The organism is Haloferula rosea (genome assembly GCF_016595525.1).
Lineage (GTDB): Bacteria > Verrucomicrobiota > Verrucomicrobiia > Verrucomicrobiales > Akkermansiaceae > Haloferula > Haloferula rosea.
This window is the reverse complement of sequence record NZ_JAENII010000014.1, coordinates 110,627-135,673: the sequence shown is the minus strand read 5'-3', so window position 1 is coordinate 135,673 and position 25,047 is coordinate 110,627. Positions and strand designations below refer to the sequence as shown.

The window sequence follows — 25,047 nt, the reverse complement described above, 5'->3', positions numbered from 1 at the left end:
ATGCCCGAGTCTGATTGGAACCGCCCTGTACGGAGCCGTACGCAGGGTGGTGTGGGACCGGGGAGCTAATCACTCCCCGGGACCCGATTGGGCTTCTAGAATTGTAGTTCGCGATACCAGGCCCTCCGTCCATCTTCCGAGAAAAAGACTACCTCCTGAGAAGTCCCAGAATCGGCGCGCACGAACCGCGACACGGGTCCACTGAAGTCGGGCAACTCAAATTCTGCCATCCAGTCCGGGTCGCTTTCTATGAGCGGCCTGAATCCACCGGCCACAATCAGACCGTCCATAGTCTGGGGCTGGAGCAGGAAGTCGACGGCCACATCCGCTCCGCCAAAAGCAACGATGCCAGACGACCGAATATCTGAGACTCCGTCTGGTATTGGTGAGCAGACAAAGCGCTCGAAAACCTGCCGAGGATCTTCAGTGGCAAGGTCCCGTGGGGTGATCAGGCGCTTCAGAAAAAGGTAGCCGGTACCGACGATTGCCGCTGCGACGAAAAAGGCGATGAGCCAGTTCTTCATTTTCTGCCCAACGTTTGAGGCATGGCGCGACGCCCTACCTAAGGCGGCGATCCGTGCCCAATTGAGAAGATTGAATCACCAGAACCAAGATTCAACAAGGCCGCGGTTAGGCGTCGCCATCGCTGGCTTGTTCGCTTTTTGGTTCTTGCGATTCGTCAGCCGCCTCATCGGAGTCGTCGTAGAAGACGAATCCAATCGGTGGTCGAGAGAACAAGCGCCTCCAAAACCCAACCTCGAAGATATCCTCAGCTTCGAACTTTGGCGTAGCGCCTCTCGCCACCGACTCATCGACAAGTGACTTCGTCTTCTGCTCAGATTGCAAGAGCTTCAGAGCAGCAAGGTAGGCATCGTCTGGATTCTGCGCTTGAACTCGCCTTGCAGTATAGAACCCGGCAATTGAATTGGGCTCGCCATCGATCGAGACCTTGAAGCCGTGGCCATGGAAGAGGATCTGGTAGGTCTCCATTCTCGAGCGAACGTCGATGTGGACGCGCGCCCTCATGGCGGCACTTCCGACTCAAGAAAAGCAGATTGAAGCACTCCCGGCAATCTCCAACAAAGCCGCTGATTGGCGTCGCTGTCTCATGCCTTGTTCGCTTCGTTGTCCTTGCCGGCGAGTTGCGCTGGCCCACCGCACTCTTCACACTTGATTGGTTTGCTCGTCCTAATCTTCCTTTTGCATCGTGTGCATCTAGTGGATCGGAGACCAGAGAATGCGTCAATACTCTCAACGAGGAGTCGTATGCCGAGGTAGGAAATCAAAGCCGCTACATACCATGGAATCTCGGTGAAGGCGGCGACTAGAAAACCTATGAGGAGGGCAACGGTTCCGATGACAAGATGATATGCTAGCATCCCGGCCACACCAAACGCGATCAGTGCTACCCAATCACGAAATGTGGTCTTCTTTTTCAAAGCGAACAGTGTTTATTCTCATCACCCCAGATGTTGATATCAGGGGGTGACATCGGTGGAGGCTAGAGCCTTGAAGCCCGTAGTTCAAGGAATTCTTCCGTGCGAGGTGTTTATATCGGGTGGCGGCTCGCGGGGGCTGTTGGCGTGGGGTGAGGTGCCTGATATCACTCGGCTCGCGTCGACTCGGAGGCATTGTACTAAAAGGACACACCTTTTTAAATAGGTGCCTTGTTCCGCAAACGGATGATCGCCATCGAGGAGGATGGAATTCGCTTGTTGGAGGATGAGGACTGGAGTCCGGAGGAGGAAGGTTGAGGTCTGGGACAGCTACCGGTCCGCTCATTTCAATGCCACCCAACGATTCGGTCTTTGGTTCGGCAAACGGGTCGAAGGCATCCTCGATGGGGATCGCGCGCTGACGTTTTCGCGATTCGATGCGCTCGCGGTTTGCGACGAGTGCGTGGAGGATTTCGTTGCGGGCCCCGATCCCGTCCACCTGCGGGTGTTCATGGAGGTGGCCCTTCAGAAACAGTTTCTCAACTTCTCCCTGATAGAACCGTAGGCCAAGTGAACAAAGGCACGAGCCGCCGAACTGAATTTCCTCCCGGAGTTCCTTGAATGGTGCATCCGGCGAGATGGGAACGAAGCGGACGAACTTCCGCTCATACTCCATGTGGTTCTTGTAGGCGTGGATCCAGGCCGTGATCTCCTTCGGGTCATCCATGGCGAAGTGGAACTGTCCCTTTTCGTGGCCATCGCTGTAGACGATGCGGGTGATGCCATCGAGATCGACGGGCTCCGGGGCACGTTTCTCCCAGTCACTTTCGTAGACCTGATAGCCCAGCAATTTCTCTCCACGGAGGATGAGGATGAGTGGGCCGCTTTCCTCAAAGGAAAGCCCTTCGGTCGACCATCCACGGAACTCCATGCTCTTGCGTGTCTGCTGACACTTTTTGGATTCCTCGGGTTCCTCGTTGCATGAGCCGATCGAGGTGAACAGTGCGAGGAGAAGAAGCCAGGTTCTCATGCTGATGAGGGTCCATGGAGAAGGGCTGATGTCGAGACAATCGGGAGAGGACGTCGGGGAGGAGGCTGCCAGCCGTGCAATGGTCGATCTCGGCCGGGGTGTTGAGGCTGGCCTTGAGTAGGGCTTTCACAGCGGCTTGCAAAGCTGCGCTCCTGACAGGAAAAGCCGCTCCTGGAGGGGAGCGGCTTTGGTGAATGGAGGAATGGGAATTTCTTACGCCAGGATCTGGTCGAGGACGTAGGGGAGGATGCCGCCGGCCTTGTAGTAGTCGACCTCGGCCGGGGTATCGAGGCGGACCTTGAGGGGGATTTCTACGGTGGTGCCGTCGGCCGCGTGGGCGACGAGGGTGGCGGTCATCATCGGCTTGAGCTCGCCGTCGATGCCGGTGATGTCGAAGGTGGCGTCGTGGAGGGTCGCCACCTTGTCGTAGTCGGCCTTGTCGACGAAGTTCAGCGGCAGCACGCCCATGCCGATCAGGTTCGAGCGGTGGATGCGTTCGAAGCTCTTGGTGACGACGGCCTTCACGCCGAGCAGTCGGGTGCCCTTGGCGGCCCAGTCGCGGCTACTACCCATGCCGTAGTCCTCTCCGCCGATAACGACCAGCGGAACGCCTTCCTCCTGGTAGGCCATGCAGGCGTGGTAGATGAAGGTCGGTTTGGCATCGCCGAGCGGGGCGATCCCGGTGTCGGGTGCGGGGACTTCCTTCGAACCGAAATACTGGGTGTAGCCGCCTTCGATGCCGGGGCACATGAGGTTCTTGATGCGGACGTTGCCGAAGGTGCCGCGGGTCATCACGCGGTCGTTGCCGCGGCGGGCACCGAAGGAGTTGAAGGAGGCCTTTTCGACGCCGTTCTCAAGCAGGTATTGGCCGGCGGGTGAGCTCGGTTTGATCGCGCCGGCGGGGGAAATGTGGTCGGTGGTGACCGAGTCGCCGAAGATGCCGAGTGGGCGCGCTCCGTGGATGTTCTTGCCGGCTTCCGAGCCGCCTTCGAAGAAGGGCGGGAGCTGGACGTAGGTCGAGGATTCGTCCCAGGCGTAGGTGTCGCCGGTGGATCCCTTGATCTCGCCCCACTTCGGGTTGGCGTTATCGACATCGCCGTAGAGCTTCTTGTATACCTCGGGCTTGAGCGCGGAGGCGAGTTGTTCGCGGATTTCCTCCTGGCTCGGCCAGAGGTCCTTGAGGAAGACGGGGTTGCCGTCGGTGTCGTGGCCGAGGGGTTCGGTGGTCAGGTCGAGGTCGACGCGGCCTGCGAGGGCGTAGGCGACGACCAGCGGGGGCGACATGAGGAAGTTCGATTTGATGTTGCCGTGGATGCGGGCCTCGAAGTTGCGGTTGCCGGAGAGGACCGAGGCGCAGACGAGGTTGCCCTCGTTGATGGCGCTTTCGATGGCCGGGTGGAGCGGGCCGGAGTTGCCGATGCAGGTGGTGCAGCCGTAGCCGACGGTCTGGAAACCGAGTTGGTCGAGTTCCTTCTGCAGGTCGGTGGCTTCGAGGTAGTCGGTGACGACGCGTGAGCCGGGGCCGAGCGAGGTCTTGATGTAGGGGGCGATCTTGAGGCCCTTGTCATTGGCCTTTTTCGCGACCAGGCCGGCGGCGAGCATCACGCTCGGGTTCGAGGTATTGGTGCAGCTGGTGATGGCGGCGATGAGGATCGAGCCGTGGCGCAGCTGGGTGTTGATCGGGTCGAAGGCCTCCTTGGCCAGGACTGCGTCGGGCGTGGGTCGGTTGGTGGTCATCTCGGCCTTGTCCTTGGCCGCTCCCGGGTCGGGATTCTCCAACAGCGAGCCGACCGCGTAGCCGGCGGGCTCGGGCATGTTGACCTCGATGATGGTGTCGCGCTGGTCGGGCTTCATGCCGAAGCCGCCATCCGAGGTGCTGGCGCTGAAGAGGTGGTTGAATCTTTCGCCGAGGGCGGGGACGTCGATGCGGTCCTGCGGGCGCTTCGGTCCGGAAACGGATGGCACGATGGTCGAAAGGTCGAGTTCGAGCAGGTCGGTGTAGTCGCAGTCGCCCTTGTCGGGGATGCCGAAGAGTTGCTGGGCCTTGAAGTAGTTCTCGACGGTGGTGCAGAGCTCCTCGCTGCGGCCGGTGCCGCGCAGGTAGTTGATGGTTTCGGCGTCGACCGGGAAGAAGCCCATGGTGGCGCCGTATTCGGGGGCCATGTTGGCGATGGTGGCGCGGTCGGGTAGGGAAAGGGCGGCGGCGCCGGGGCCGTGAAACTCGACGAACTTGCCGACCACGCCGTGGGTGCGGAGCATTTCGGTGACGCGCAGGGTCAGGTCGGTGGCGGTGACCCCCTCGGGCAGCTTGCCGTGGAGGTAGACGCCGACGACTTCCGGGACGAGGAAGGTGACCGGTTGGCCGAGCATGCCGGCTTCGGCTTCGATGCCGCCGACGCCCCAGCCAACGACGCCGAGGCCGTTGATCATGGTGGTGTGGGAGTCGGTGCCGACGAGGGTGTCGGGGTAGTAAATTTCCGATTGTGGATTCTCGATTGATGATTTCGAGAGCACGCCCTTGGCGAGGTATTCGAGATTCACCTGGTGGACGATGCCGATGCCGGGCGGCACGACCGAGAAGGTGTCGAAGGCCTGTTGGCCCCATTTGAGGAATTCGTAGCGCTCGCGGTTGCGGATGAACTCGATCTGCATGTTGCGGTCGAGCGCGGACTGGGAACCGGCGAAGTCGACCTGCACCGAGTGGTCGACGACGAGGTCGACGGGAACGAGTGGCTCGATCTTCGAGGCATCGGCGCCGCGGGCGACAGCGGCGTCGCGCATCGCGGCGACGTCGACCAACAGCGGCACACCGGTGAAGTCCTGGAGGACGATGCGGGCGACGGTGAAGGGGATCTCGTAATCGCCGGGGTCCTTGGCGTTGTAGTTGGCGAGATTCCTGACGTCTTCCTCGGTGACCTTGAGTCCGTCGACGTTGCGGAGGACCGATTCGAGGACGATGCGGATCGAGACGGGAAGTCTGGAGATGTTGGGGAATCCCTGTTCAGCGAGAGCCGGGAGCGATTGGAATTTGCCGTCAGTGCCTGAGCCGGTGGTGAAGGTTCGCAGTGTGTCCATGACTCCAACCTATCGTAGAAGCAGAGCGGCGTCTTCCGGGAAATTGATGGACCGCGAGCTTTAGCTCGCTTGGCTAGCAGGCGATGGGTGCGAGCTGAAGCTCGCGGTCCGGTGGCGGGGTGTGGGGTTGCTGGGGTTGTGGGGCGAGCTGAAGCTCGCGGTCCGGTGGTGGGGTGTGAGGGTGCTGGGGTTGTGGGTGCGAGCTGAAGCTCGCGGTCCGGTGGTGGGGCTTGGATTATTGGCGAGGTTGGGGCCAACCATGGCCGAGGGAGGAGTAAGGCCAGTCCTTGGGGTCTTGGATGAGACCCGCTCGAACGGGATTGTGGTGGATGTAGGAAATGCATTTCCAGAAATGGTCTGAGTCGCGGATGGCTCGGTCGAAGTAGTCTCTCGCCCAGAAAGCTCCTTGGCGATTGAGATGAAGGTTGATGATGCGTGCACTACGGCCTTTCCAGCTGTGGATGATGGTCTGCAGGCTGGTGTGATCGTGCTGGCGTATGAGAACGTGAACGTGATTGGGCATGATGCACCATGCGATGAGTCGATATCGTTTGTCGTGATCGAGGATGAGTGCTTCCTGAATGATGCTGGCGACTTCAGGATGGCGAAGTTCACAACTCCCGTGGCCCGCGTCTTCGTAGCGAGTGATGCGGCGAAGCAGTTCGTGTCGGGTGGTTTCCTTGATTTGGGCGTCGGGCGAGTAAAGGAGTGGTTGAAGCTCCTGTTTCCACGAGTCGACGATGTGGGCGGGAAGGGAGTCGGCCTGACGGAAGGTGATGGCTTGGAGCGCGCCTCCGTAGTCTCGATGGGGCAGATAGCCGCGTCGATGGTGACCCTTGGGTTCCATCCGGTTAGGGTAACACTGGAGGGGCTTGAGGGCGAGCTGAAGCTCGCGGTCCGGTGGCGGGGTGTGGGGTTGCTGGGGTTGTGGGGCGAGCTGAAGCTCGCGGTCCGGGGGTGGGGTGTGAGGGTGCTGGGGTTGTGGGTGCGAGCTGAAGCTCGCGGTCCGGTGGTGGGGTGTGGGGGTGCTGGGGTTGCTGGGGGCGAGCTAAAGCTCGCGGTCCGGGGGAGGGGCTCGGTCCGGGGGGGGCCTGAAAAAACCGTCCGCTGCGTGCAGGGGACGGTTTTTTGAATGGTGGGGAGGGGCTTCGTTTATCCTGCGACCATTTCCTTCACCGGGGGTGAGAACTTGGTGAGGTTGATGCCGACCACGGCGGTCTTGTATTCATCCAGCGTGGGGGTTCTCCCGAGGATGGAGGAGAGGACGACGACGGGGGTGGATGAAAGCAGGGACTCGCCCTTCTTTCGATCCGAGTCCTCGACCACGCGGCCTTGGAAGAGCCGGGTGGAGGTGGCCATCACGGTGTCGCCCTTCTCGGCCTTCTCTTGGTTGCCCATGCAGAGGTTACAACCGGGACGCTCGAGGTACATCATGTTCTCGTACTCGGTGCGGGCGGCGCCTTTCGGTGCGTTGTCATCGAACTCGAAGCCCGAGTATTTCTGGAGGATGTCCCAATCGCCTTCTTCCTTCAGTTCATCGATGATGTTGTAGGTGGGAGCGGCGACGACCAATGGCGCGTGGAATTTCACTTCACCCCGATCCTCTTCGAGGTTCTTGAGCATCTTGGAGAGGATCTTGAGGTCTCCCTTGTGCACCATGCAGGAACCCACGAAGCCGAGGTCCACTTTCTTCTCTCCACCGTAGTAGGAGAGGGCGCGGATGGTGTCGTGGGTGTAGCGCTTCGAGACGTCCTCGTTGTTGACGTCCGGGTCGGCGATCATGGGCTCGACGATCTCGTCGAGGTTGACGACGAGTTCGGCGGCGTATTTCGCATTGGCGTCGGGGGCGAGTGGTGGGTTCTCCCCGGAGCGGATCTCGGTAATGCGCTTGTTGGCTTTGTCGATGAGGCCCTGGAGCACCTGTTGCTCGTTGTCCATGCCCTTGTCGATCATGACCTGGATGCGCGCCTTGGCGATTTCCAGCGATTCGATGAGGGTTTCGTCCTGGGAGATGCAGATGGAGGCCTTGGCCTTCATTTCGGCGGTCCAGTCGGTGAAGGTAAAGGCCTTGTCGGCCTGCAGGGTGCCGATGTGGACTTCGATCACGCGGCCTTGGAAGACGTTGTCACCGAATTTCTTGAGCATCTGAAGCTGGGTGGCGTGGACGACGTCGCGGAAGTCCATGTGGTCGGCCATCTTGCCTTTAAAGGTCACCTTGACCGACTCTGGGATGGGCATGGTGGCTTCACCGGTGGCAAGCGCGAGCGCGACGGTGCCGGAGTCGGCGCCGAAGGCGACACCCTTGGACATGCGGGTGTGGGAGTCACCCCCGATGGTGATGTCCCAGTCGTCCACGGTGAGGTCGTTGAGGACCTTGTGGATGACATCGGTCATCGGGTGATAGCGGTCCTGTGGATCACGGGCGGTGATCAGCCCGAAGCCCTGCATGAAGGCCATGAGTTTCGGGATGTTGGCTTGTGCCTTCTTGTCCCAGACGGATGCGGTGTGGCAGCCGGACTGGTAGCCGGCATCGACGATGGGGGAGATGACGGTGGCGGCCATGGCCTCCAACTCCTGCATGGTCATGAGGCCGGTGGTGTCCTGGGAGCCGACGATGTTGACCTCGACGCGCACATCGGAGCCGGCGTGGAGAGTGGTGCCGGGGGTGGTGCCGACGGCATTGCGGTTGAAGATTTTTTCCACGGCGGTGAGCCCTTGTCCTTCGTGGGAGATTTCCTTGGAAGGGGCGAACACGGTGGGGGCTTCGATGCCGAGGGTCTTGGCGGCGAAGGTCTGGAGTTTTTTCCCGAAGACGATGGCGTAGGAGCCGCCGGCTTTCATGAACTCCATTTTCTGAGGCGTGAGTGCCTTGGAAATGTCGATGAGTTCCTTGCCGTGGGCATCGTAGAGCTTTTTGGCCTGGGTGTTGATGGTGAGGAGGGTTCCGGTTTCGACGGAGTAGGCCTGCTCGAGGATGGGGTCGCCGTTTTCGTCTTTGACGGTGTTGCCGTCGGCACCGGTTTTCTTGACCCAGTTCTGGAGGTCGAGTCCGATGCCGCCGGTGACGTCGACGGTGGTGAGGAAGATGGGCGAGATGCCGTTGGTGCCTGCGACGATGGGGGCGTAGTTGACGAAGGGGACGTATTCGGAAGCTTGCTTGCCGGTCCAGAGCGCGACGTTGTTGACGCCGGACATGCGTGAGGATCCCACGCCCATGGTGCCTTTCTCGGCGATGAGCATGACGCTCTTGTCGGGGTGGATCTTCTTGAGGGCCTGGATGGCTTGCTGGGCTTCGGGCGAAATCATGCATTTGCCGTGCAGTTCGCGGTCGGAGCGGGAGTGGGCCTGGTTGCCGGGGGAAAGGAGGTCGGTCGAGATGTCGCCTTCACCCGCGATGAAGGTGACGATTTCGATTTTCTCCGGGACGTCGGGGAGCTTGGTGAAGAACTCGGCGTTGGCGTAGCTTTCGAGGAGGTCTTTGGCGACGGTGTTACCGGCTTCGAAGGCTTCGGAGAGGCGCGCCATGTCGGCGTCGTAGAGGAAGACCTGGGTTTTGAGGACTTCGGCGGCCTGGGTGGCGATGGAGGCATCGTCGCCGAGGGCGAGATGGAGAAGGGACTTGATCGAGGCTCCGCCTTTCATGTGGGAGAGCAGTTCGAAGGCGAAGGTCGGAGTGATTTCCGGGACCGATTCCTCACCGAGGATGATTTCCTCGAGGAACCTTGCCTTTTCGCCAGCGGCGCTGGTGGTGCCTGGCAGGGTGTTATAGATCAGGAACTTGAGCGAGTCCCCGCGGTGTTCGGAGGAGGGGTCCTTGATTTGCTCGATGATCTCGGCAAGCAGTTCGCCGCTGTCGATCGGTTTCGGGTGCAGACCTTCGGTTTTACGTTCCTCGATCTCCTTGAGGTATTCCTGATACAAGCTCATGTTTAATCAGTGGCTGATGCAATCCGAGTGCCGAAGCCTGAGATTTCGGCGTCGGGCGGGTTTCGGCGTTGCGAAGCGCGGAGGGTAGGGAGGACGGGCGAAATGTCAAAACGGATAGGGGGTGGGTTTTTCTTGGAAATTCAGCGCTTCGCATCGGGCTGAGATCCGGCTAACTTCGGGAATGCGAATGATCTGGGGCTCGTTGATGGGTGTGATGGCCATGGCGGTGGTGGCGTGCACGGCAGGGACTGGAGCGAGTACGGGAAACATGGGGGATCTGCCGGAGGATGAGCCGGCGGAAGGCGGGATTTCCGAGGTTCCGAACCCCACTCCGGCGATGGCGAAGGCGAGTGGGACGTCGCTGGAAACGCTGCAGCGCGGTCATGTCACCTACATGCTGAAGTGCGGTGAATGCCACGCCTACATGCTTCCGAAGGATCTCTTCGAGGACGAGTGGGAGGATGCGGTCCCGGAAATGATTTCGCACGCCGGGCTGCAGTCGGCGGATGAGCAGGCGGTGCTGGCCTACGTGCTGGCGGTGAAGAAGTCAGGCTGACTGCTTCCGCGTGGCCTCAAGCCTTTCGATTTCGCGCACCAACCGCGGGGCGAGGTGGTGTTTTTCGTCTTCGGGCAGCGATTCGCTGTGGTCGGGATAGACGAGCAGGAGTTCGTTGCGATCCGAGTCGAAGCCGATGCCGGCTTTGGAGACGTCGTTGCCGATGATCAGGTCGCAGCCCTTCCGCAGCAGTTTGGCGCGGGCGTAGGTCTCAAGGTTCTGGGTTTCGGCGGCGAAGCCGACGAGGGTGCCTTGGAAGCCGAATTCCTTGCGGGCGCTGCCGAGGATGTCGGGGTTCTTGACGAACTCGAGGGTGATGCTGTCGTCTCCCTTCTTCATTTTCTGGGCCGAGGCTTTCGCCGGGCGGTAGTCGGCGACGGCGGCGCAGAAGACGGCGGCCTCCATGCGGAAGAGGTGGCGGCGGACGGCGTCGAACATCTCCAGCGCCGACTCTACGGGCAGCAGGTCGACTCCGGATGGGACGTCGAGCTCGGTCGGGCCGGAAACGAGGAGGGTTTCGTGGCCGGCCTCGGCGAATGCTTGGGCGAGTGCGTAGCCCATCTTCCCGGACGAGCGATTCGTCAGGTAGCGGACGGGGTCGAGGGCCTCGCGGGTGGGGCCGGCGGTGACGAGCACCTTCACGGCGCGGGGGGATGGGAAACGGGGGTCATTCCTTGTCCTTCTTGTCGGTTTCCTCGGTGGCGGGCGCTGCAGTTTCTTCCGATTTCGGCGTTTTCATGGCCTCGAGTTCCTTCTCTGCCTTTTCGAGCAGATCGGGTGTGAGGCGTGGCGAGAGTTCGCCGAGGATCTTCTTGGCGTCCTCGTCACCGCGCTCGACGGCAAGTGTGGCGAGGGCCCACGCCTTGACGAGATTCGGCTGGGTGCCGGCACCGTTTGCGTAGAGGCGGGCGAGGGCGGTGGTCGCAGGGCCGTGGCCTTGGTTCGCGGCCAGGCTGTAGAGTTCGCCGGCGTTGTTCAGGTTCACGTCGACGCCAAGACCGCGTTCGTAGAGTGTGGCCAGGTTGTTCTGGGCAGGTGCGTGACCGACCTTGGCAGCGCGGGTGAACCAGGCGGCGGCGGCGGGCGCATCGGCGAAGCCGAGTTTGCCGGAGAGGTAGAACAGCCCGAGGTCATTCTGGGCTAGGGCGATTCCTCCATCGGCGGCGGCAGCGAGATGGGAGTAGAGTTTCATGAGGTCGGGCTTCTCATCCTCGGTGATGAGCCGCGCGATCTCGAAGTGGGCGGTCGGGCTGCCGGCTTCGGCGGCCTTGTCGAGCCACTTGCGTCCGCCTTCCGGATCCTTGGCACCGGCGATGCCCTGATAGAGGAATCGGGCGGAGCGGAGCATGCACTCGACCTGTCCGGCTTCGGCCCCCTTGAGGTAGGCATCCAGTGCGGCCTTGCCGTTCTTTTTGACGTTTTCCTCGTAGTCGCCGATGGCGAGGTAGGCGGCGAATTGTTCTTCTTTGATGGCCTTGGCGAGCCATTCGCGGCCTTCCTTTTCATTGCGTTGCTCTTCGGCGCCATTGAGCAGGCGGGATCCGAGTGGGAGGTAGGCACTGGCTTCACCGAGTCCGGCGGCCTTGCGGTAAAGGGCGACGGATTTCTCGAGGTCGGCCTTTTCGCGGAAGCCGAAGTCGCCGCTGTAGAGGCGGGCGAGGAGGAGCAGGGAGGTGGAGTCGCCTGCTTCGCTGGCGGTGGTCCACCACTCGGCACCCTTCTCGAAGTCGGGTTCTTTGGTGATCAGTCCGCGCAGCCATGCTTCGCCGAGGATGCGACCGGCGGTCGACGGGTCGGTTTTGGCGGCGTCTTCGAGTGCCTTCTTTCCGTCTTCCCGTTCCTTGTCGTCCTCTGAATTCAGAAGGATCAGGGCGCGGCGGTAGGTGGCTTCCTTGTGGTCCTTTTCGGCGGCTTTCAGGTAGAAGCTCAGGGCGTTCTCGCGGGAGATCTCGGTGCCCTGACCGGTCTCCGACGCGTAGGCGAGGAGGAACAGGGCGTCGGGGTCACCTTTCTCCGCGAGAGGCCGGGCTGCGGCGACGGCGGAGTGGTGGCGGCCTTGGCGGAAGAGCTCGAGGGCTTCGTTGGCAGGGCTGTCGGTCTTGTCGGGAGCGAGTGCCGGGGTTTCCGGGGTCAGGGTGTTTGCCGCGTGGAGTGGAAGCGCAAGAGCGAGTGCGAGAAGGATGGCTTTCATGGGTTCTGGAGGGGTCTGTGTGTTGGATCAACCGGTCGTGCGGAGGCCCGCGGCGATCGCGTTGATCGAAAGAAGCATGCGGGGGAAGAGTGCTTCGGCTTCGTGATCCTTTCCAGCTTGAACCAGGCCGCGCCATTCGCGCAGAAGGTCGACCTGTTGCTGGTGGAGGACGCGCAGGGGAGCTTCGCGGATGTCGAGGGTCTTGGCCATCCGTGGACGACGCGTGTGGATGTCGGCGTCGTACAGATCGGCGAGGAGATCACGGGTGCGGTTGAACTCGGCGACGATGATGGTCATGAAGCGTTCGCGGAGCTCGGGATCCTGAACGAGCGAGGAATACTGCTCCATGACCTCCAGGTTGGCGGAGGCAAGGTTGGTTTCCACATTGGTCAGGGTGTAGCCAAGGAAGGTCGACCCGCGGAACTCCTGCTTGAGTTTGGCGAAGCGCTCCGGTTGCTCGTTCCTGAGGGATTCGAGTGCGGTGCCAACACCGAACCAACCGGGGAGGTAGAAGCGGGCCTGGGTCCAGGAAAACACCCATGGGATGGCGCGAAGGTCGGCAATCGAGTGGCCTTTCTTCCCGGTGCGCCGTGCTGGGCGGGAGCCGATGCGGGAATTCTCGAGGGCATCGATGGGGGTGACTTCGCGGTAGAACTCGATGAACCCATCGGAGCGCAGCAGTTGCTGATAGGCTTCCTGGCTGGCCTTGGACAGTTCGGGGAGGAATTCCTCGGCCGGATCCACGGGCCCCTGCGGCTGGCGGTGCTGGGCGGTGGTGATGGCCGCGCCGGCGAGCAGGAGTTCGAGGTGGTAGGTGGCGTTGGCGAGGTTGGCGTATTTCTGGGCGATGGTTTCCCCCTGTTCGGTCATGCGGAATCCGCCATTCATCGAACCGTGGGGCAGGGCCGCCATGAACCAATGGGTCGGGCCAGCGCCACGGGAGATGGTGCCGCCGCGGCCGTGGAAGTAGCGCAGTTTGATGTCATGCTTCCGCGCGACTTCGGAGAGGTTCTGCTGGCCGCGGTGGAGGGCCCAAGCGGCGGTGAGAATGCCGCAGTCCTTGTTGGAATCGGAGTAGCCGAGCATCACCTGCTGCTCGTCGGCCTGGCGGCGCTGGACGAGCTCGTGGCTGAGGAAGGCATCGAGAATGCCGGGAGCGCGCTCGAGGTCGTCCATGGTTTCGAAGAGGGGCACCACCTCGAGGGGGCAGACCAGACCTTCATCAGTCCGGATCATCAGGCCGGCTTCGCGAGCAAGCAGGAAGACGCCGAGGAGGTCGGAAAGTTGGCGGGTCATCGACACGATCAGCGCGCCGAGTCCATCGGGGCCATATTCGTCGAGGTGCATGGTGAGGACGCGATAGGCGTCGAGCACGAGGTCGGCCTGCTCACCGGCCTGAAGGCCGTCGTGCAGGAAGGGGCGGGTCGACTTGAGCTCCTTGTTGAGGAATTCCACACGCTGTTCTTCCGGCCAGCTGCCGTAGTTCTCCCCATCCTCGATGCCTGCGGCGGCGAGGAGCTGTGAGATGGCCTGATCGTGGAATTCGGAGTTCTGGCGGACATCCAGGGTGGCAAGGTGGAAGCCGAAGATCTCGAGTTTCTGACGCAGTGGGCGCAGGTGCTGTTCCTCGATGAGGGTGCAGCCATTGGCGGTGATGCTGTCGGAAATGAGTTTGAGGTCGGCGGCGAGGTCTTCCGGGCTTTCGTAGCCGGGGGCACCGTTGACTTGTTTTTCGAGGCGTGCCGCCATCAGGCTGGCGAGGTGGCGCCATGGTTCCTCACCGACGCGGTGGTGCAGGTCGTTGGCGATTTCCTCGTCGTCGAGGACGAAGGCGAGCTCATCGATGCGGGTTTCCACCTCTTCGGGGACGTCATTCAGATGGCGTGAGAGCGTCAGGTGGGAGGCGAGTTGGGTGAGTTCGCGGTGGAGCAGCTGGAGCGCGGCGCGGCGCAGCATGCCGAGTGCGGTATCGGTCACTTCGGGGGTGACCAGTGGGTGGCCGTCGCGGTCGCCACCGATCCAGGTTCCGAAGGAAAGGACGGGGACGTTTCCGGCCTCGCGCAGGGTTTCGAGCGGGAAGCCGGCATCGCGCCAGGCTTCGGTGAAGTGCAGGTCGAGGCGGTTCAGCGCGGCGGGGAACAGGTCGCGAAGGTAGTGGATGGCGTCGCGAAGCTCGCGGTAGATGTCGGGCCGGACGAGGTGGATCTCACCGGTGCGCCAGAGGGTTTCCAGGGCGGTGACCATGCGCTCGCGGAGGCGGCGGCGTTCGCGCTCGGTGTATTTCGGATACTCGCTGCGAACCAGTTGGTCGTAGAGGGCGCGGTGGCGTTCGCGGACGGAGCTGCGCTTCGCCTCGGTCGGGTGGGCGGTGAGCACGGGCTGGACGTTGACGGTGCTGAGGACGTCGATGATTTCATCCGGTTTGAGGCCGGATTCCGTCATGTCCTTGAGCGCCCGCGGCCAGAGTCCACGGATCGAATCGGCACCGAGTTCCTTTTCTCGTTCGCGGCGAATGGCCGCAGCGACCCGCTCCTCGACCATGTTGAGCAGCTGGAAGCCGACCGAATAGAGTTGCTGGGTGCCTTCCGGAAGTTCGCCCTCGGGGACCGTGCCCGTCCAGGGGAGGTAGGGGATCAGGTCGGTCTCTCCGAGCGATTCGAGCGCGTCGGCGAGGCAGGAAATGAGAAACGACAGGTTTTCATCGATGAGATCGAAACCTTGCAGGCGGAGTTCTTCCCGAGTGGTGGAGGAGGTCATGGACGCGGGGAGTCAAGCAGCCCGCATGCCGTAGGGGAAGAGCGGATGAGAGCAGCATGGTAATCTGCCTGTCAGCGCGCTGTGGCTCGCTCGGGGTGCACGGGTGATGGAAGATGCGGAGTGCTCGGGAGCTGACGGGAATGGCGCTGCTTTGAGGGGGGAGTCGGGGATGTGATGGGGAATGACCGGGGCGGTCATGCCACAGGTGGGTGGGCGGGGCATTGGCCTGACGGCAGGGCTACTTGCGAGTGGCTCAATTTCCGATCGGGTGCCACACGGTCTTTGCCTCGGTGAGCGAGCGGATACCGTAGGGTGAGTCGTGGGAGTCGGAGAACCAGTCGGTGTCGGGGTCGTGGAGCACGACTTTCTTGACGGATTCGGCGGCGCCTTCCTGCAGGACCTTGGCTTCGGCCGCATCGGCGACGGCGGACAGCGCACGCAGGTGCTCGTGGCTCGCGAAGGTTGGCAGGGTGTCGGCCCGATCTCCGGTGAGGAGGTTGACCACACCGCCCGGGAGATCGGAGGTGGCAAGCATTTCTCCGAGGAGGATGGCGGGGTAGGGGGCGCCCTTGGAAACCATCGCGATCACGCTGTTGCCGGCGGTGATGGCGGGGAGGACGAGGGTCATGAGGGCGAGAAGGGGTGAGTCCTCCGGGGCGAGGATCCCGACGATACCGACGGGTTCGGTGATCGTGAAATTGAAGTGGGATGAAGCCACCGGGTTCACGCTGCCGAGGATCTGCTCGAACTTGTCGGCCCAGCCGGCGAAGTGGACGATGCGGTCGAGGGTGGCCTGCACCTCGGTGGAGGCATCCTTCGTGGAGGCTCCGTGCAGCTTGAGGGCGTCCTGCATTTCCGACCGGCGTGCCTCGATCATCTCGGCGAGTCGATAGAGGATCTGGGCGCGGTTGTAGGGAGAGCGTGCGGCCCATCCCGAACCGGCCTTGGCGGCGGCTTCGACGGCGTTGCGCAGGTCCTTGCGGGTGCACAGCGGGATGTTGGCGAAGAATTCACCGTTGCTACGATGGATGGGGTAGATGCGGCCGGACTCCGAGCGGATGAACTTGCCGCCGACGTAGCATTTCGGGGTCTTGGTGATGGTGAGGGACATGGTGGATTCAGTCGAGTTGTGCGTAGTCGAGGAGGCCGTGCTTGCCGCCTTCGCGGCCGAAGCCGGATTCCTTGTAGCCTCCGAATGGTGAGGACGGATCGAACTTGTTGTAGGTGTTTGCCCAGACGACGCCCGCCTTCAGCGAGGAGGCCATGTTCAGGATTCTGGATCCCTTGTCGGTCCAGACTCCCGCGCTCAGGCCATAGCAGGTGTTGTTTGCTTTCTCGACCGCTTCATCGGGCGTGCGGAAGGTGAGCACGGACAGGACGGGGCCGAAGATTTCCTCCCGGGCGATGCGCTGGGACTGGCTCACTCCGGTGAAGAGGGTGGGTGGGAAGTAGAAGCCCTTACGCGGGAGCTTGCAGGAAGGCTGGTGGATCTCCGCTCCCTGGGCGATGCCTGCGTCGACGAGTTCGCGGATCTTGCCGAGTTGTTCCTTCGAGTTGATCGCTCCGACGTCGGTGTTCTTGTCGAGTGGATCGCCGACCCGGAGGACGGCGAGCCGGCGTTTCAGGCGGGCGATGAAGTCGGTGGCGATGTTTTCCTGCACGAGCAGTCGGGAGCCTGCGCAGCACACGTGGCCCTGGTTGAAGAAGATCCCGTTGATGATGCCCTCGACGGCCTGATCGATCGGGGCGTCCTCGAAGACGATGTTCGCGGCCTTGCCTCCGAGTTCGAGGGTCAGGCGTTTGCCGGTGCCCGCAAGTGAGCGCTGGATGAGCTTGCCGACTCCGGTGGAGCCGGTGAAGGCGATCTTGGCGGCGGTCGGATGGTTCACCACGGCGGCCCCGGTTTCACCTGCTCCGGTGACGAAGTTCACCACGCCCGGTGGAAGTCCGGCATCCTGAAGAATGGAGGCGAACTTGAGCGCGGTGACCGAAGTGGTCTCGGCTGGCTTGATGACTACGGTATTTCCCGTAGCGAGTGCGGGTGCCAACTTCCATGCGAGCATGAGCAGCGGGAAATTCCACGGGATGACCTGGCCGACGACGCCCAGCGGTTTGAGCGTCCGTCCGGGCGCGACGAAGTCGAGCTTGTCCGCCCAGCCCGCGTGATAGAAGAAGTGCGCGGCGGCCATCGGCAGGTCGAAGTCGCGCGATTCCTTGATCGGCTTGCCTCCGTCGAGGGTTTCGGCGACGGCGAATTCGCGGGAGCGGTCCTGGAGGAGGCGGGCGATGCGGAACAGGTATTTGCCACGTTCCTTGCCCGGCAGGGCCGACCATTTCGGGAAGGCCTTGGCGGCGGCGGAGTAGGCGGCGTCGACATCCGCCTCATTGGCCTCGGCGATTTCGCTCAGTTTGCGGCCGTTGCGTGGTGAGATGGTGTCGAAGTACTTGCGGCTCTTCGGGGCGACGTATTTGCCGTTGATGAAGAGCCGGTAGCGTTCGTCGATGTGGGCCGGTGCGGACTCCGGGGCGGGATCGAATTCCCACAAGTCGCCGAAGAGGAGCTCTCGGGCCTGGGATTTGGATTTACGGGCGGGCATGGGAAAGGGCGGGGGTGGAAAATGGTGAAGTGTGCGGAGTGGGAATGTTCTCCGATGTTTCTAGTAGCTGCCTGCGTTCTCGGTGAAGCTCCACGGGGCCTGGTAGGACCCGGTGCGCTGGGTTTCGAGTTGGCGGAGGAGGTCGTTGAGCAGTGAGGAGGCCCCGAAGCGATAGCGACTGTTGGTGAGCCATGCGTCGCCCAGGGTTTCCTTCACGGCGACGAGGAAGTGAAGGGCCTGTTTCGCGGTTTTGATTCCGCCGGCGGGTTTCATGCCGATTTCGATGCCTGTGGCGAGGTAGTGATCGCGGATGGCGTCGAGCATGACCTGGTTGTTGGCCAGGGTGGCGTTGCCGGAGGTCTTGCCGGTGGACGTCTTGATGAAGTCACCCGGGCGGATGGTGCGCATGGCGAGGAACGATGCGGCGCGGATGTGGTCGTAGGTGCCCAGCTCGGATACCTCGAGGATCACCTTCAGGGTGGATTCGCCGCAGGCTTCAACGACCTGGGCGATTTCATCCGCGACCAAGTTCAGTTCTCCGGAGAGGAATGCTCCCCGATTGATGACCATGTCGATCTCGTCGGCTCCATCCTGCACGGCGGCCCTGACCTCGGCGAGGCGGGTGGCGAGTGGAGCCTGACCGGAGGGGAATGCCGTCGCCACGGATGCGACCTTGATGCCGCTGCCTTCCACCAGGGGCTTGGCATGCCGGACCATGGATGGATAGACGCACACGGCGGCAACCCGAGGGGTCTCGCCGAGGTGGTGGGGATGGAGTGCCTTTTGGCAGAGTGAGGCGACCTTTCCCGGGGTGTCCTGTCCTTCGAGGGTCGTGAGGTCGACCATGGAAGCGGCCAGCTTGAGGCCGAAGACCTTGGACTCCTTCTTGATGGACCGGGTAGCGTATTTGGCGACGCGTTCTTCGACACCGACGGCGTCGACACCTCCCACGTCCTGGAGGAGTTGTTGGAGAGCTGGCAGGGTCATTGCCGGGGAGGATGGAACCGTCCCGACGTGGCGGCAATGAGAAAGGTCTGAAGCTGGCAGCGACGAATTCAGTGAGGTCGCGGTGCCGTGATGACCTTCGGAGCGGCTTGGTGCTGCTTGAGGCCAGTGTTTGGACCGGTCGTCGGGGGGAGGCAAACCAGAGGCCCGGCATCAAGCAGCACCGCAAGGGGTATCAGTGACCGAAATCGAGGACGAACTGGAGCCAGATGGAATGCTCGGTGGTGTAGCCACCCAGATCATCGAGGGAGTACTGGAGGCGTGTCCGCAGGTTGGCGTAGTCCCCAAGTTGGGTCAGCCGTCCGACGTTGGCGGAGGCGCGCCAGCGACGCTCGTGGCCGACCATCCGGTTGCCGGAGGCCCATTCGCCGCGAATCGCTGTGGTCCAGCCTTCAGCAAACTCGAGCTCGCTCATGGCATAGATGCCGGTTTCGTCGAAGTGGCCGCGATTGCCAGCCTGATCGATGGCTTCGACGTAGCGGTAGAAGGCTTCCGCGCGCCACCATGCCGGGAGTCCGCCGAGGGTGTAGGTGCCTGATAGATCAGCTCCGACAATCCAGGTGTTGCGATCGAATCCATTCCGGCCACCGGCAAAGGAAAGGCCGACTTGATTGAGACCGAGTCCATCGCAGACGGCCGTTTCGAGACGGGCAAAGAAGAAGCCATCGTCGAGATAGGCATCGTCCGCATCATAGACGCCGCCATTCCCTGCGCGACCATGAGCATGTCCATGCTCGTCGTCATGGTCATGATCATCGTGGTCGTCGTGATCATCATGGTCATCGTCGTCATGATCGTCGTGGTCGTCATGATCGTCGTGTCCTCCACCCAGTTCCTCGAGCGCTTCGTAGTAGAACTCATTGCGTCGGTCACGGGCACCGCCGTGGGAGTGGTCGCGCCCCTTGCCGTAGCCGAGGCGGAAAGTCGTGCGTCGGGGGGCGCTGGGAATCTGCCAGGCGAGTTCGCCCCCCTGGACGATCAAGCCATCTTCCCCCAGGAGGCGGATGACGGAAATGGGAGGCTCGACGAAGGTTCGTGAGTGAAGGTGGAGTTCATTCGCGATCCCGAAGGGAGCGAAGAACTGGCCGCCGCGCACGGAGAACCCGGCAGGGAGGTCCACGGAGAGGTAGCCTTCCTCGAGTTCGGCATCCCATCCGTCGTAGCGGTCCCAGAAGAAATTGCCTTCGGCGAAGATCGAGACGTGCTCGCCAAGGCCCAGCATGCCGCCGACTTCGATGCCCTGGAGGTTGAACCCGTCATCCAAGGGGGCGTGGCCACCGGGAACGAGGTCGAGGTTCTTCCATGAGGTCGACCCACCGATGGCGATGGCGGCACTCAGGTGAGGGTGGAATTGGAGCCAGGCCTCGTCTTCGGCATCCCGGAGGATTTCCGAGTCAGAGCCGTGGCTGTGGTTGCAGTGGTCGCCGCAGGCCGGAGACTCGGCGGCGTGCAGTGGCAGGGCAAGGGCAAGAGGAAGGATGCGGTAAAGCATGGAGCGAAACAAATTAGGATTTACGAAACTCTGCAAGCCTTTAATGCAATAAAAATGCAGTAGTAATTGATTCGTGTTAGCAGTTTATGATCTCGCGGGTTGGTAGCAGTGGTTAGGGTGGAGGGGATGTTGCTTGAGTTGCTTGCGGCCGGGGAGTCGCCGATCACACCGTTTTTTGGGGTGCTGTCACTGGTGTTGGTGATGGCGGTGGTGGTGGCATTGCTGCTGACGCGATTCCGTCAGAGTGTGCTGGTGGGGTATTTCCTGGTGGGGGTGCTGATCGCGAACAGCGGGCTGTTGGAGTTGGTGGGGGCGAAGCCGGATGATCCTGCGATCGGCATGCTGGCGGAGCTGGGGGTGATCCTGCTGATGTTCACCCTCGGGATTGAGTTTTCACTGGGTGAGATGAAGCACCTGTGGCGGATGTCGCTGTTTGGTGGAGGGCTGCAGGTGTTGACCACCGGCTTGCTGGCGGGCGGGGCTGCCCATCTTTTCGGACTCGGGGGTGCGGAGGCGGCGGTGATCGGGGTGGCGGTGGCGCTGAGCTCCACGGCGGTGGCGATGAAGTCGTTCCAAGAGCTGGGGCAGCCGAACAATCCGGGTGCACGGGCGGCCTTGGGCGTGGCGCTGTTTCAGGATATCCTGGTGATCCTCTTCATCCTGGTGCTGCCAGCGCTCTACTCGGGTGGGGAAGGTGGTCTGGTGGGCGGGGTGCTGGTGGCGATCATCAAGGGAATCGTCTTCCTTGGGGCAGTGCTGCTTTTCGGGAAGTTCGTCAATGAACCGCTGCTGCACCGGGTGGCCCGGACGCGGAGTCGTGAGCTTTTCACGCTGGCGGTGGTCTCGCTGTGTGCGGTGGTGGCCCTGGCCGGTGAGGCCTTCAATCTATCGCTGTCGCTGGGGGCGTTTGCCGCCGGACTGGTGGTGAGTGAGTCGATCTACTCGCACCGGATTCTTTCCGACATTCTTCCGTTCAAGGACCTGTTCTTGACGATCTTCTTCGTCTCGGTCGGCCTGCTCATTGATGTGGGCGCGCTGCTTGAGAACTGGCTATGGGTGCTACTGGGAACGATCACGGTGCTGGTGGTGAAAGGGGCGATCGTGCTGGGAGCCGTGCGGGCGATCCGCTTGCCGCTCCGGCCTGCCCTTCTGGCGGCGGCGAGTTTGTCGAGCATGGGGGAGTTCTCGTTGGTACTGCTCAGTCAGGCGTCGCAGTTCCGCGCGCTGGATCCCGTGTTTTCCCAAATCCTGCTCGGGTGCACGGCGGTGTCGATGGGCCTGGTGCCGAGTCTGATGCGCGCCAGCGGTCCCTTTGGACGGTGGTTGGAGACTCGTGGGTTGGCGCGAGGGGGTGCTGCTCCGACGGGGCATGAGCTGGGTCTGGCGACGGATGGTCTGGGCGACCATGCGGTGATCTGTGGGTATGGGCCGGTGGGTCGGGCGGTAAATGATGCGCTCCGGCGCTCCGGTGTGGAGACGGTAATCCTGGAGCTGAATGCGGATACGGTGAGGGAGCTCAAGCGGCAGAAGCAGCGGGTCCTCTTTGCCGATGCGAGCCATCCGGAGGCTCTCGATCTGGCGGGCATTGAGCATGCGAGGATGGTGGCATTCACTTTCCCAGCGGTGGAATTCACACTGGCGGCGCTGCCCTTGGTCCGGGAGCGGAATCCTGAAATTCTGGTGTTTGCGCGGGCGAAATTTCCGAGTGAGGTCAGCCAACTACGCGCTCAGGACGTGCAGGTGATCCATGATGAGCGCGAAAGTGGAGGTGCGATGATCCGGGCTGCGATGGGTGTGTATCAGCGGGCGGAGATTGAAAATCAGGAAGTTAGGGAGATTCTTGAGCGTGCTTCCGATTCAGGCATTTAGGAAATCCTGAAGAAACTCCATCTATTTTAGAAATTGCTAAGGATTGGTGCGATTGGTAGTAAGGAACCCCTTACCTTATTGGATGATGAACCCTCCGCACCTCCAAGCTCTTGAGCAGGCCTACCATGTTGGCCAACTGAAATCTGTTCGGGCGGGTCATGTGCGTGCGGAGACGGCTTCGCCTGAGGTTCACGCGGTGCTGAATCGCCTGATGTGGGTGAGCGTGGGGCTTCTCGTGGCGGCTCTGAACACGGTGGGCAGCGTCGGTCTCTGGTTCTACGGAGCGTGAGGCTTCTGCGGTCGGACGCTGGTTTCGGCTCAGGTGGATTGACTTGAATGGATGCGGGTCAGCTGCGTCTATCAGCAGTGATGAAGGCATATGCGGTTGGATGGGCGATGTTGGCGGGGTTGGTTTTCTCCGGCTCGGGGTTTGGACAGGAGGAGGTGCCTGAGGCCTTTTCGAGTGAGGATGCCGTCGAGCATTCTTCTGGAGGAGAGGACGGAGGAGGGGGCTTCGACCCGTTTGATCCCCACCAGAACGAGCCGTTTTTTGTTCAGGTTCAGGTGGAGTTTGTGGAGTTGAGCCACAAAAAGATGACGGAGCTGCTGTTCCTTTCGAAGCCTGAGAGTAGCGATGCGACGGGATTGCGGAAGCAGCTCTCCGAGATGGTGAAGAGCGACGAGGCGAAGGTGCTTGAGACGATGATGGTGGTCGCGCGGAGTGGGGAGAAGGCGGTGAGTGAGGGGATCAAGGAATTCATCTATCCAACGGAATACGAGCCGGCGGAGATTCCCAACGAGGTGGATCTGCCGGAGAAGGAAGGCGGGCTTTCTCCGGAGGATGTGAAGTTGCTGTGGATGCTGCGGACTCCGGCGACTCCGACGGCGTTCGAGACCCGCAACCTGGGCAGCACGCTCGAGATCGAGCCAACGGTCGGGGATTCGGGGCGGGTGATCGATTTGAGGTTCGCGCCGGAAATCGTCTGGCATACGGGGAATACCGTCTGGAACAAGACGACCGACGGGGCGGGCAATGAGTCGACCATCGAAATGCCGCTCATCTACAAATTGGCCGTCAATACGGCGATCACCTGCATCGATGGCCAGTATACCCTGGTGGCGGCACTTTCTCCGAAGGATCAGACGGGTGAGATGGATTTCACGAGGAAGGTGATGGTGTTCGTGAAGTGCGATGTGATGAAGGTGAGGGAGTCCGAGTGATGAAGCCTTTGCTGATGGCGCTGGTCTTGCCGTGGGCGTCCGCGGCCTGGGCCGAGGGGTATGATCCATTCGATCCGGACCTGAACCGGCCGAGGATGGTGCGGGTGCAGGTCGAGTTCGTCGAAGTCAAGCAGGCCTCGTACTTGGCTCTGATGGAAACCGAACAGAAGACCGCGGATGCGACGGGTCTGCGCAGGCAGGTCGTGGGCTTGGTCGAGCAGGGCGAAGCCTCAGTGGTCGAAACGATGCTGGTGATGGGACGCAGCGGTGAGAAGGCGACCGTGGAATCGATCTGCGAACGGATCTATCCGAGTGAGTATGAGCCCCCGGGTGGTCTTTCGGGAAGCTTTGCATCGACCCCGATCCAGGGGTTGGGGGAAGGCTTCAAGTTCCACCCGCTCGCCGCAGCCTTCACGGTGCCGACGTCTTTTGAGACGCGGAATGTGGGCAGCACGTTGGAGATTGCTCCAAACGTCGGGGAGTTGGGGCAGCTGGTGGATGTCCAGCTCGCTCCTGAGATCGTCCGCTTCGCGGGCTACAAGGTGCATTTGGAGAGGAGGAACCATCTCGGTGAACTCTATCAGGACAAGCATCCGATCTTTGATTCGAGGGATCTCGGCGTGGCGGTGACCTGTCGCGACGGGCAGTATGTGCTTCTATCAGCACTCCCTGCCCTTGGTGAGGAAGCTGGGGAGAAACGGGTGCTCATGGTGTTTCTCAAATGCGATGTGCTGGTGGTGAAGGAGTCTGAGTGATGAAGGCGTTCATTGGCATACTGGGATTGAGCGGGGTGCTGGCGGGTGCCGAGGTGCTGTCGATCGCCCACCCCGAAGAGGATTTCGATGTGCGGCGCACGGTGGTGTGGACTCCGACATTCCAAGCCGGGTGGGACGCGATGAATGAGGGGCTGGGCGGACCGCCGAAGGAGAGCGGGAGTGAGCTTGGCAAGAGACTCGATACCTTTCGCTGGGAGCCGGAGAAGGTGATGCCCCAGGGGCGTTGGAAGGTGTGGTCCGGTGAAGCCACGCGGGACTTCTTCCTGAAGGTGAATGGGGAGGCTGCGGATTTCCTCGGCGAGGATCGTGGTCCCTTTCGGGAGGTGGAAGGGGCGAGGCCGGGCGCGGTGGCATTCTATTCCCTGCTTGATGCCCAAGTGGCCTTTGTGAAGCCGTTTTACCGGAGCCGGAAGGTGCCGCTGGAGTTCAAGTCGATGGCGGGCACGGAGGATCGTGTCTCATTCTTCGGAGTGGTGGGTGAGGACAGTGGGGACTACCGCGATGAGGTCCGGGTGCTCGCGTGGCGTCGGAAGGCGGGTTTCCATGCGGTAGAGCTGCGATGCAGGCAGGAGGAGTTTGGGTCGGTCGTGCTGTATCAGCCACCGGGTCGACAGGGCTTTGCCGCGGCCTGTCGATGGTTGAGGGTGTGGAGGAAAGGATGGCACGCGGCAGTGGGAGAGAACGCGGGATTGCACTCCGATCCGGCCCTGCATTCAGGAGATCGACTACAGGTGCCGTATTTGAAGCTGTCCGCGCAGGGGGACTTCAAGGAGGCTCTTCAGGGTGGTCGGTTCTATGGTCGTCCGGGTGATCCCTACGTCGTGAATGCCGCCCGGCAACGGGTGGAGTTCGCCCTGCACGAGCGCGGCGCGGAGGTCCGTGCCGCCGCGGAAGGGGGGATGGATCCTTTTGGTGCGGCGCCCAGGACCGTGCCGCGGGACCTGGTGTATGACCGTCCGTTCTTCGTGTTTTTGTGGCGCGATGGTGCCGAGTGGCCGTATTTCGGTGCGTGGGTCGGGGACTCGGCCGCGATGGTCGAGTTCGAGGATTAGGTCGGTTCGAGGAACTGGCGGAGTTCGATAAATGGGATTTGCCATCCCTGAATGGGGGCCCGA

At 61.9% G+C, this 25,047-nt stretch carries 20 protein-coding genes; 7 read left to right on the top strand and 13 right to left on the bottom strand.

The features are described 5' to 3' along the window. Positions 1-95 precede the first annotated feature (95 nt). From JIN81_RS16250 to JIN81_RS19605, 5 genes are all read right to left on the bottom strand, one after another. Complete coding sequence (locus JIN81_RS16250) at positions 96-524, bottom strand: hypothetical protein (protein ID WP_200282316.1); 429 nt, start codon at positions 522-524, stop codon at positions 96-98. Positions 525-630: 106 nt separating this feature from the next. Next, positions 631-990 (bottom strand): hypothetical protein, encoded by a 360-nt coding sequence (locus JIN81_RS16245; RefSeq protein ID WP_234045092.1) that lies wholly within the window; start codon positions 988-990, stop codon positions 631-633. Positions 991-1,413: 423 nt separating this feature from the next. Then, positions 1,414-2,466: a hypothetical protein gene (locus JIN81_RS16240; protein ID WP_200282312.1), complete on the bottom strand. Its 1,053-nt coding sequence runs from the start codon at positions 2,464-2,466 to the stop codon at positions 1,414-1,416. Positions 2,467-2,679: 213 nt separating this feature from the next. After that, positions 2,680-5,541, bottom strand: a complete 2,862-nt coding sequence (gene acnA / locus JIN81_RS16235; protein WP_200282310.1) for an aconitate hydratase — start codon at positions 5,539-5,541, stop codon at positions 2,680-2,682. A 235-nt stretch (positions 5,542-5,776) separates the two neighbouring features. Continuing rightward, entirely contained in the window at positions 5,777-6,079 is a 303-nt protein-coding gene (locus tag JIN81_RS19605; RefSeq protein WP_425498598.1) for an REP-associated tyrosine transposase, read from the bottom strand. On the opposite strand from JIN81_RS19605, the gene JIN81_RS19145 reads away from it, so the two are divergent. After that, positions 5,960-6,673 carry a hypothetical protein gene (locus JIN81_RS19145; protein WP_234045091.1) on the top strand — a complete coding sequence of 238 codons (714 nt, stop codon included), beginning with the start codon at positions 5,960-5,962 and terminating at the stop codon, positions 6,671-6,673. The genes JIN81_RS19605 and JIN81_RS19145 overlap by 120 nt on opposite strands. 20 nt (positions 6,674-6,693) lie before the next feature. Here JIN81_RS19145 and JIN81_RS16225 read toward each other — a convergent pair whose 3' ends face one another. Then, positions 6,694-9,468 carry a bifunctional aconitate hydratase 2/2-methylisocitrate dehydratase gene (locus JIN81_RS16225; protein WP_200282305.1) on the bottom strand — a complete coding sequence of 925 codons (2,775 nt, stop codon included), beginning with the start codon at positions 9,466-9,468 and terminating at the stop codon, positions 6,694-6,696. 181 nt (positions 9,469-9,649) lie between these two features. Between JIN81_RS16225 and JIN81_RS16220 the strand changes: the two genes are divergently transcribed. Next, the gene (locus JIN81_RS16220; RefSeq protein ID WP_200282302.1) at positions 9,650-10,024 is read left to right on the top strand and encodes a hypothetical protein; all 375 of its coding nucleotides are present in this window, start codon (positions 9,650-9,652) and stop codon (positions 10,022-10,024) included. Here the strand turns inward: JIN81_RS16220 and JIN81_RS16215 are convergent. The 7 genes from JIN81_RS16215 to JIN81_RS16185 form a co-directional block, all read right to left on the bottom strand. Beyond that, positions 10,016-10,666, bottom strand: coding sequence for a phosphopantothenoylcysteine decarboxylase domain-containing protein (locus tag JIN81_RS16215; RefSeq protein WP_200282299.1), 651 nt, complete (start codon positions 10,664-10,666; stop codon positions 10,016-10,018). The two genes, JIN81_RS16220 and JIN81_RS16215, sit on opposite strands and share 9 nt — an antisense overlap. A 25-nt stretch (positions 10,667-10,691) precedes the next feature. Next, positions 10,692-12,215 (bottom strand): tetratricopeptide repeat protein, encoded by a 1,524-nt coding sequence (locus tag JIN81_RS16210; RefSeq protein WP_200282296.1) that lies wholly within the window; start codon positions 12,213-12,215, stop codon positions 10,692-10,694. A gap of 27 nt (positions 12,216-12,242) precedes the next feature. Then, on the bottom strand, positions 12,243-14,972 hold the full coding sequence (locus JIN81_RS16205; RefSeq protein WP_200282293.1) for a phosphoenolpyruvate carboxylase: 2,730 nt from the start codon (positions 14,970-14,972) through the stop codon (positions 12,243-12,245). Between the two features lie 253 nt (positions 14,973-15,225). Then, positions 15,226-16,083, bottom strand: coding sequence for an aldehyde dehydrogenase family protein (locus JIN81_RS16200; protein ID WP_200282290.1), 858 nt, complete (start codon positions 16,081-16,083; stop codon positions 15,226-15,228). A 7-nt stretch (positions 16,084-16,090) separates the two neighbouring features. Beyond that, positions 16,091-17,569: an aldehyde dehydrogenase family protein gene (locus JIN81_RS16195; RefSeq protein WP_200282287.1), complete on the bottom strand. Its 1,479-nt coding sequence runs from the start codon at positions 17,567-17,569 to the stop codon at positions 16,091-16,093. Positions 17,570-17,629: 60 nt separating this feature from the next. Then, the gene (gene deoC / locus JIN81_RS16190; protein ID WP_200282284.1) at positions 17,630-18,556 is read right to left on the bottom strand and encodes a deoxyribose-phosphate aldolase; all 927 of its coding nucleotides are present in this window, start codon (positions 18,554-18,556) and stop codon (positions 17,630-17,632) included. A gap of 193 nt (positions 18,557-18,749) precedes the next feature. Next, positions 18,750-20,066, bottom strand: coding sequence for a hypothetical protein (locus tag JIN81_RS16185; protein WP_200282281.1), 1,317 nt, complete (start codon positions 20,064-20,066; stop codon positions 18,750-18,752). A 126-nt stretch (positions 20,067-20,192) separates the two neighbouring features. Between JIN81_RS16185 and JIN81_RS16180 the strand changes: the two genes are divergently transcribed. The 5 genes from JIN81_RS16180 to JIN81_RS16160 all read left to right on the top strand — a co-directional run bounded on the left by JIN81_RS16180 (position 20,193) and on the right by JIN81_RS16160 (position 24,984). Next, a complete protein-coding gene (locus tag JIN81_RS16180; RefSeq protein WP_200282278.1) occupies positions 20,193-21,935 on the top strand; it encodes a cation:proton antiporter in 1,743 nt (580 codons plus the stop codon). A gap of 82 nt (positions 21,936-22,017) precedes the next feature. Continuing rightward, positions 22,018-22,224 (top strand): hypothetical protein, encoded by a 207-nt coding sequence (locus tag JIN81_RS16175; RefSeq protein WP_200282276.1) that lies wholly within the window; start codon positions 22,018-22,020, stop codon positions 22,222-22,224. 80 nt (positions 22,225-22,304) lie between these two features. After that, a complete protein-coding gene (locus JIN81_RS16170) occupies positions 22,305-23,156 on the top strand; it encodes a hypothetical protein (protein WP_200282275.1) in 852 nt (283 codons plus the stop codon). Next, positions 23,156-23,911, top strand: coding sequence for a hypothetical protein (locus JIN81_RS16165; RefSeq protein WP_200282274.1), 756 nt, complete (start codon positions 23,156-23,158; stop codon positions 23,909-23,911). Before JIN81_RS16170 ends, JIN81_RS16165 begins: the two co-directional genes overlap by 1 nt. Then, positions 23,911-24,984 (top strand): serpin family protein, encoded by a 1,074-nt coding sequence (locus JIN81_RS16160; protein WP_200282273.1) that lies wholly within the window; start codon positions 23,911-23,913, stop codon positions 24,982-24,984. Before JIN81_RS16165 ends, JIN81_RS16160 begins: the two co-directional genes overlap by 1 nt. Positions 24,985-25,047 lie beyond the last annotated feature (63 nt).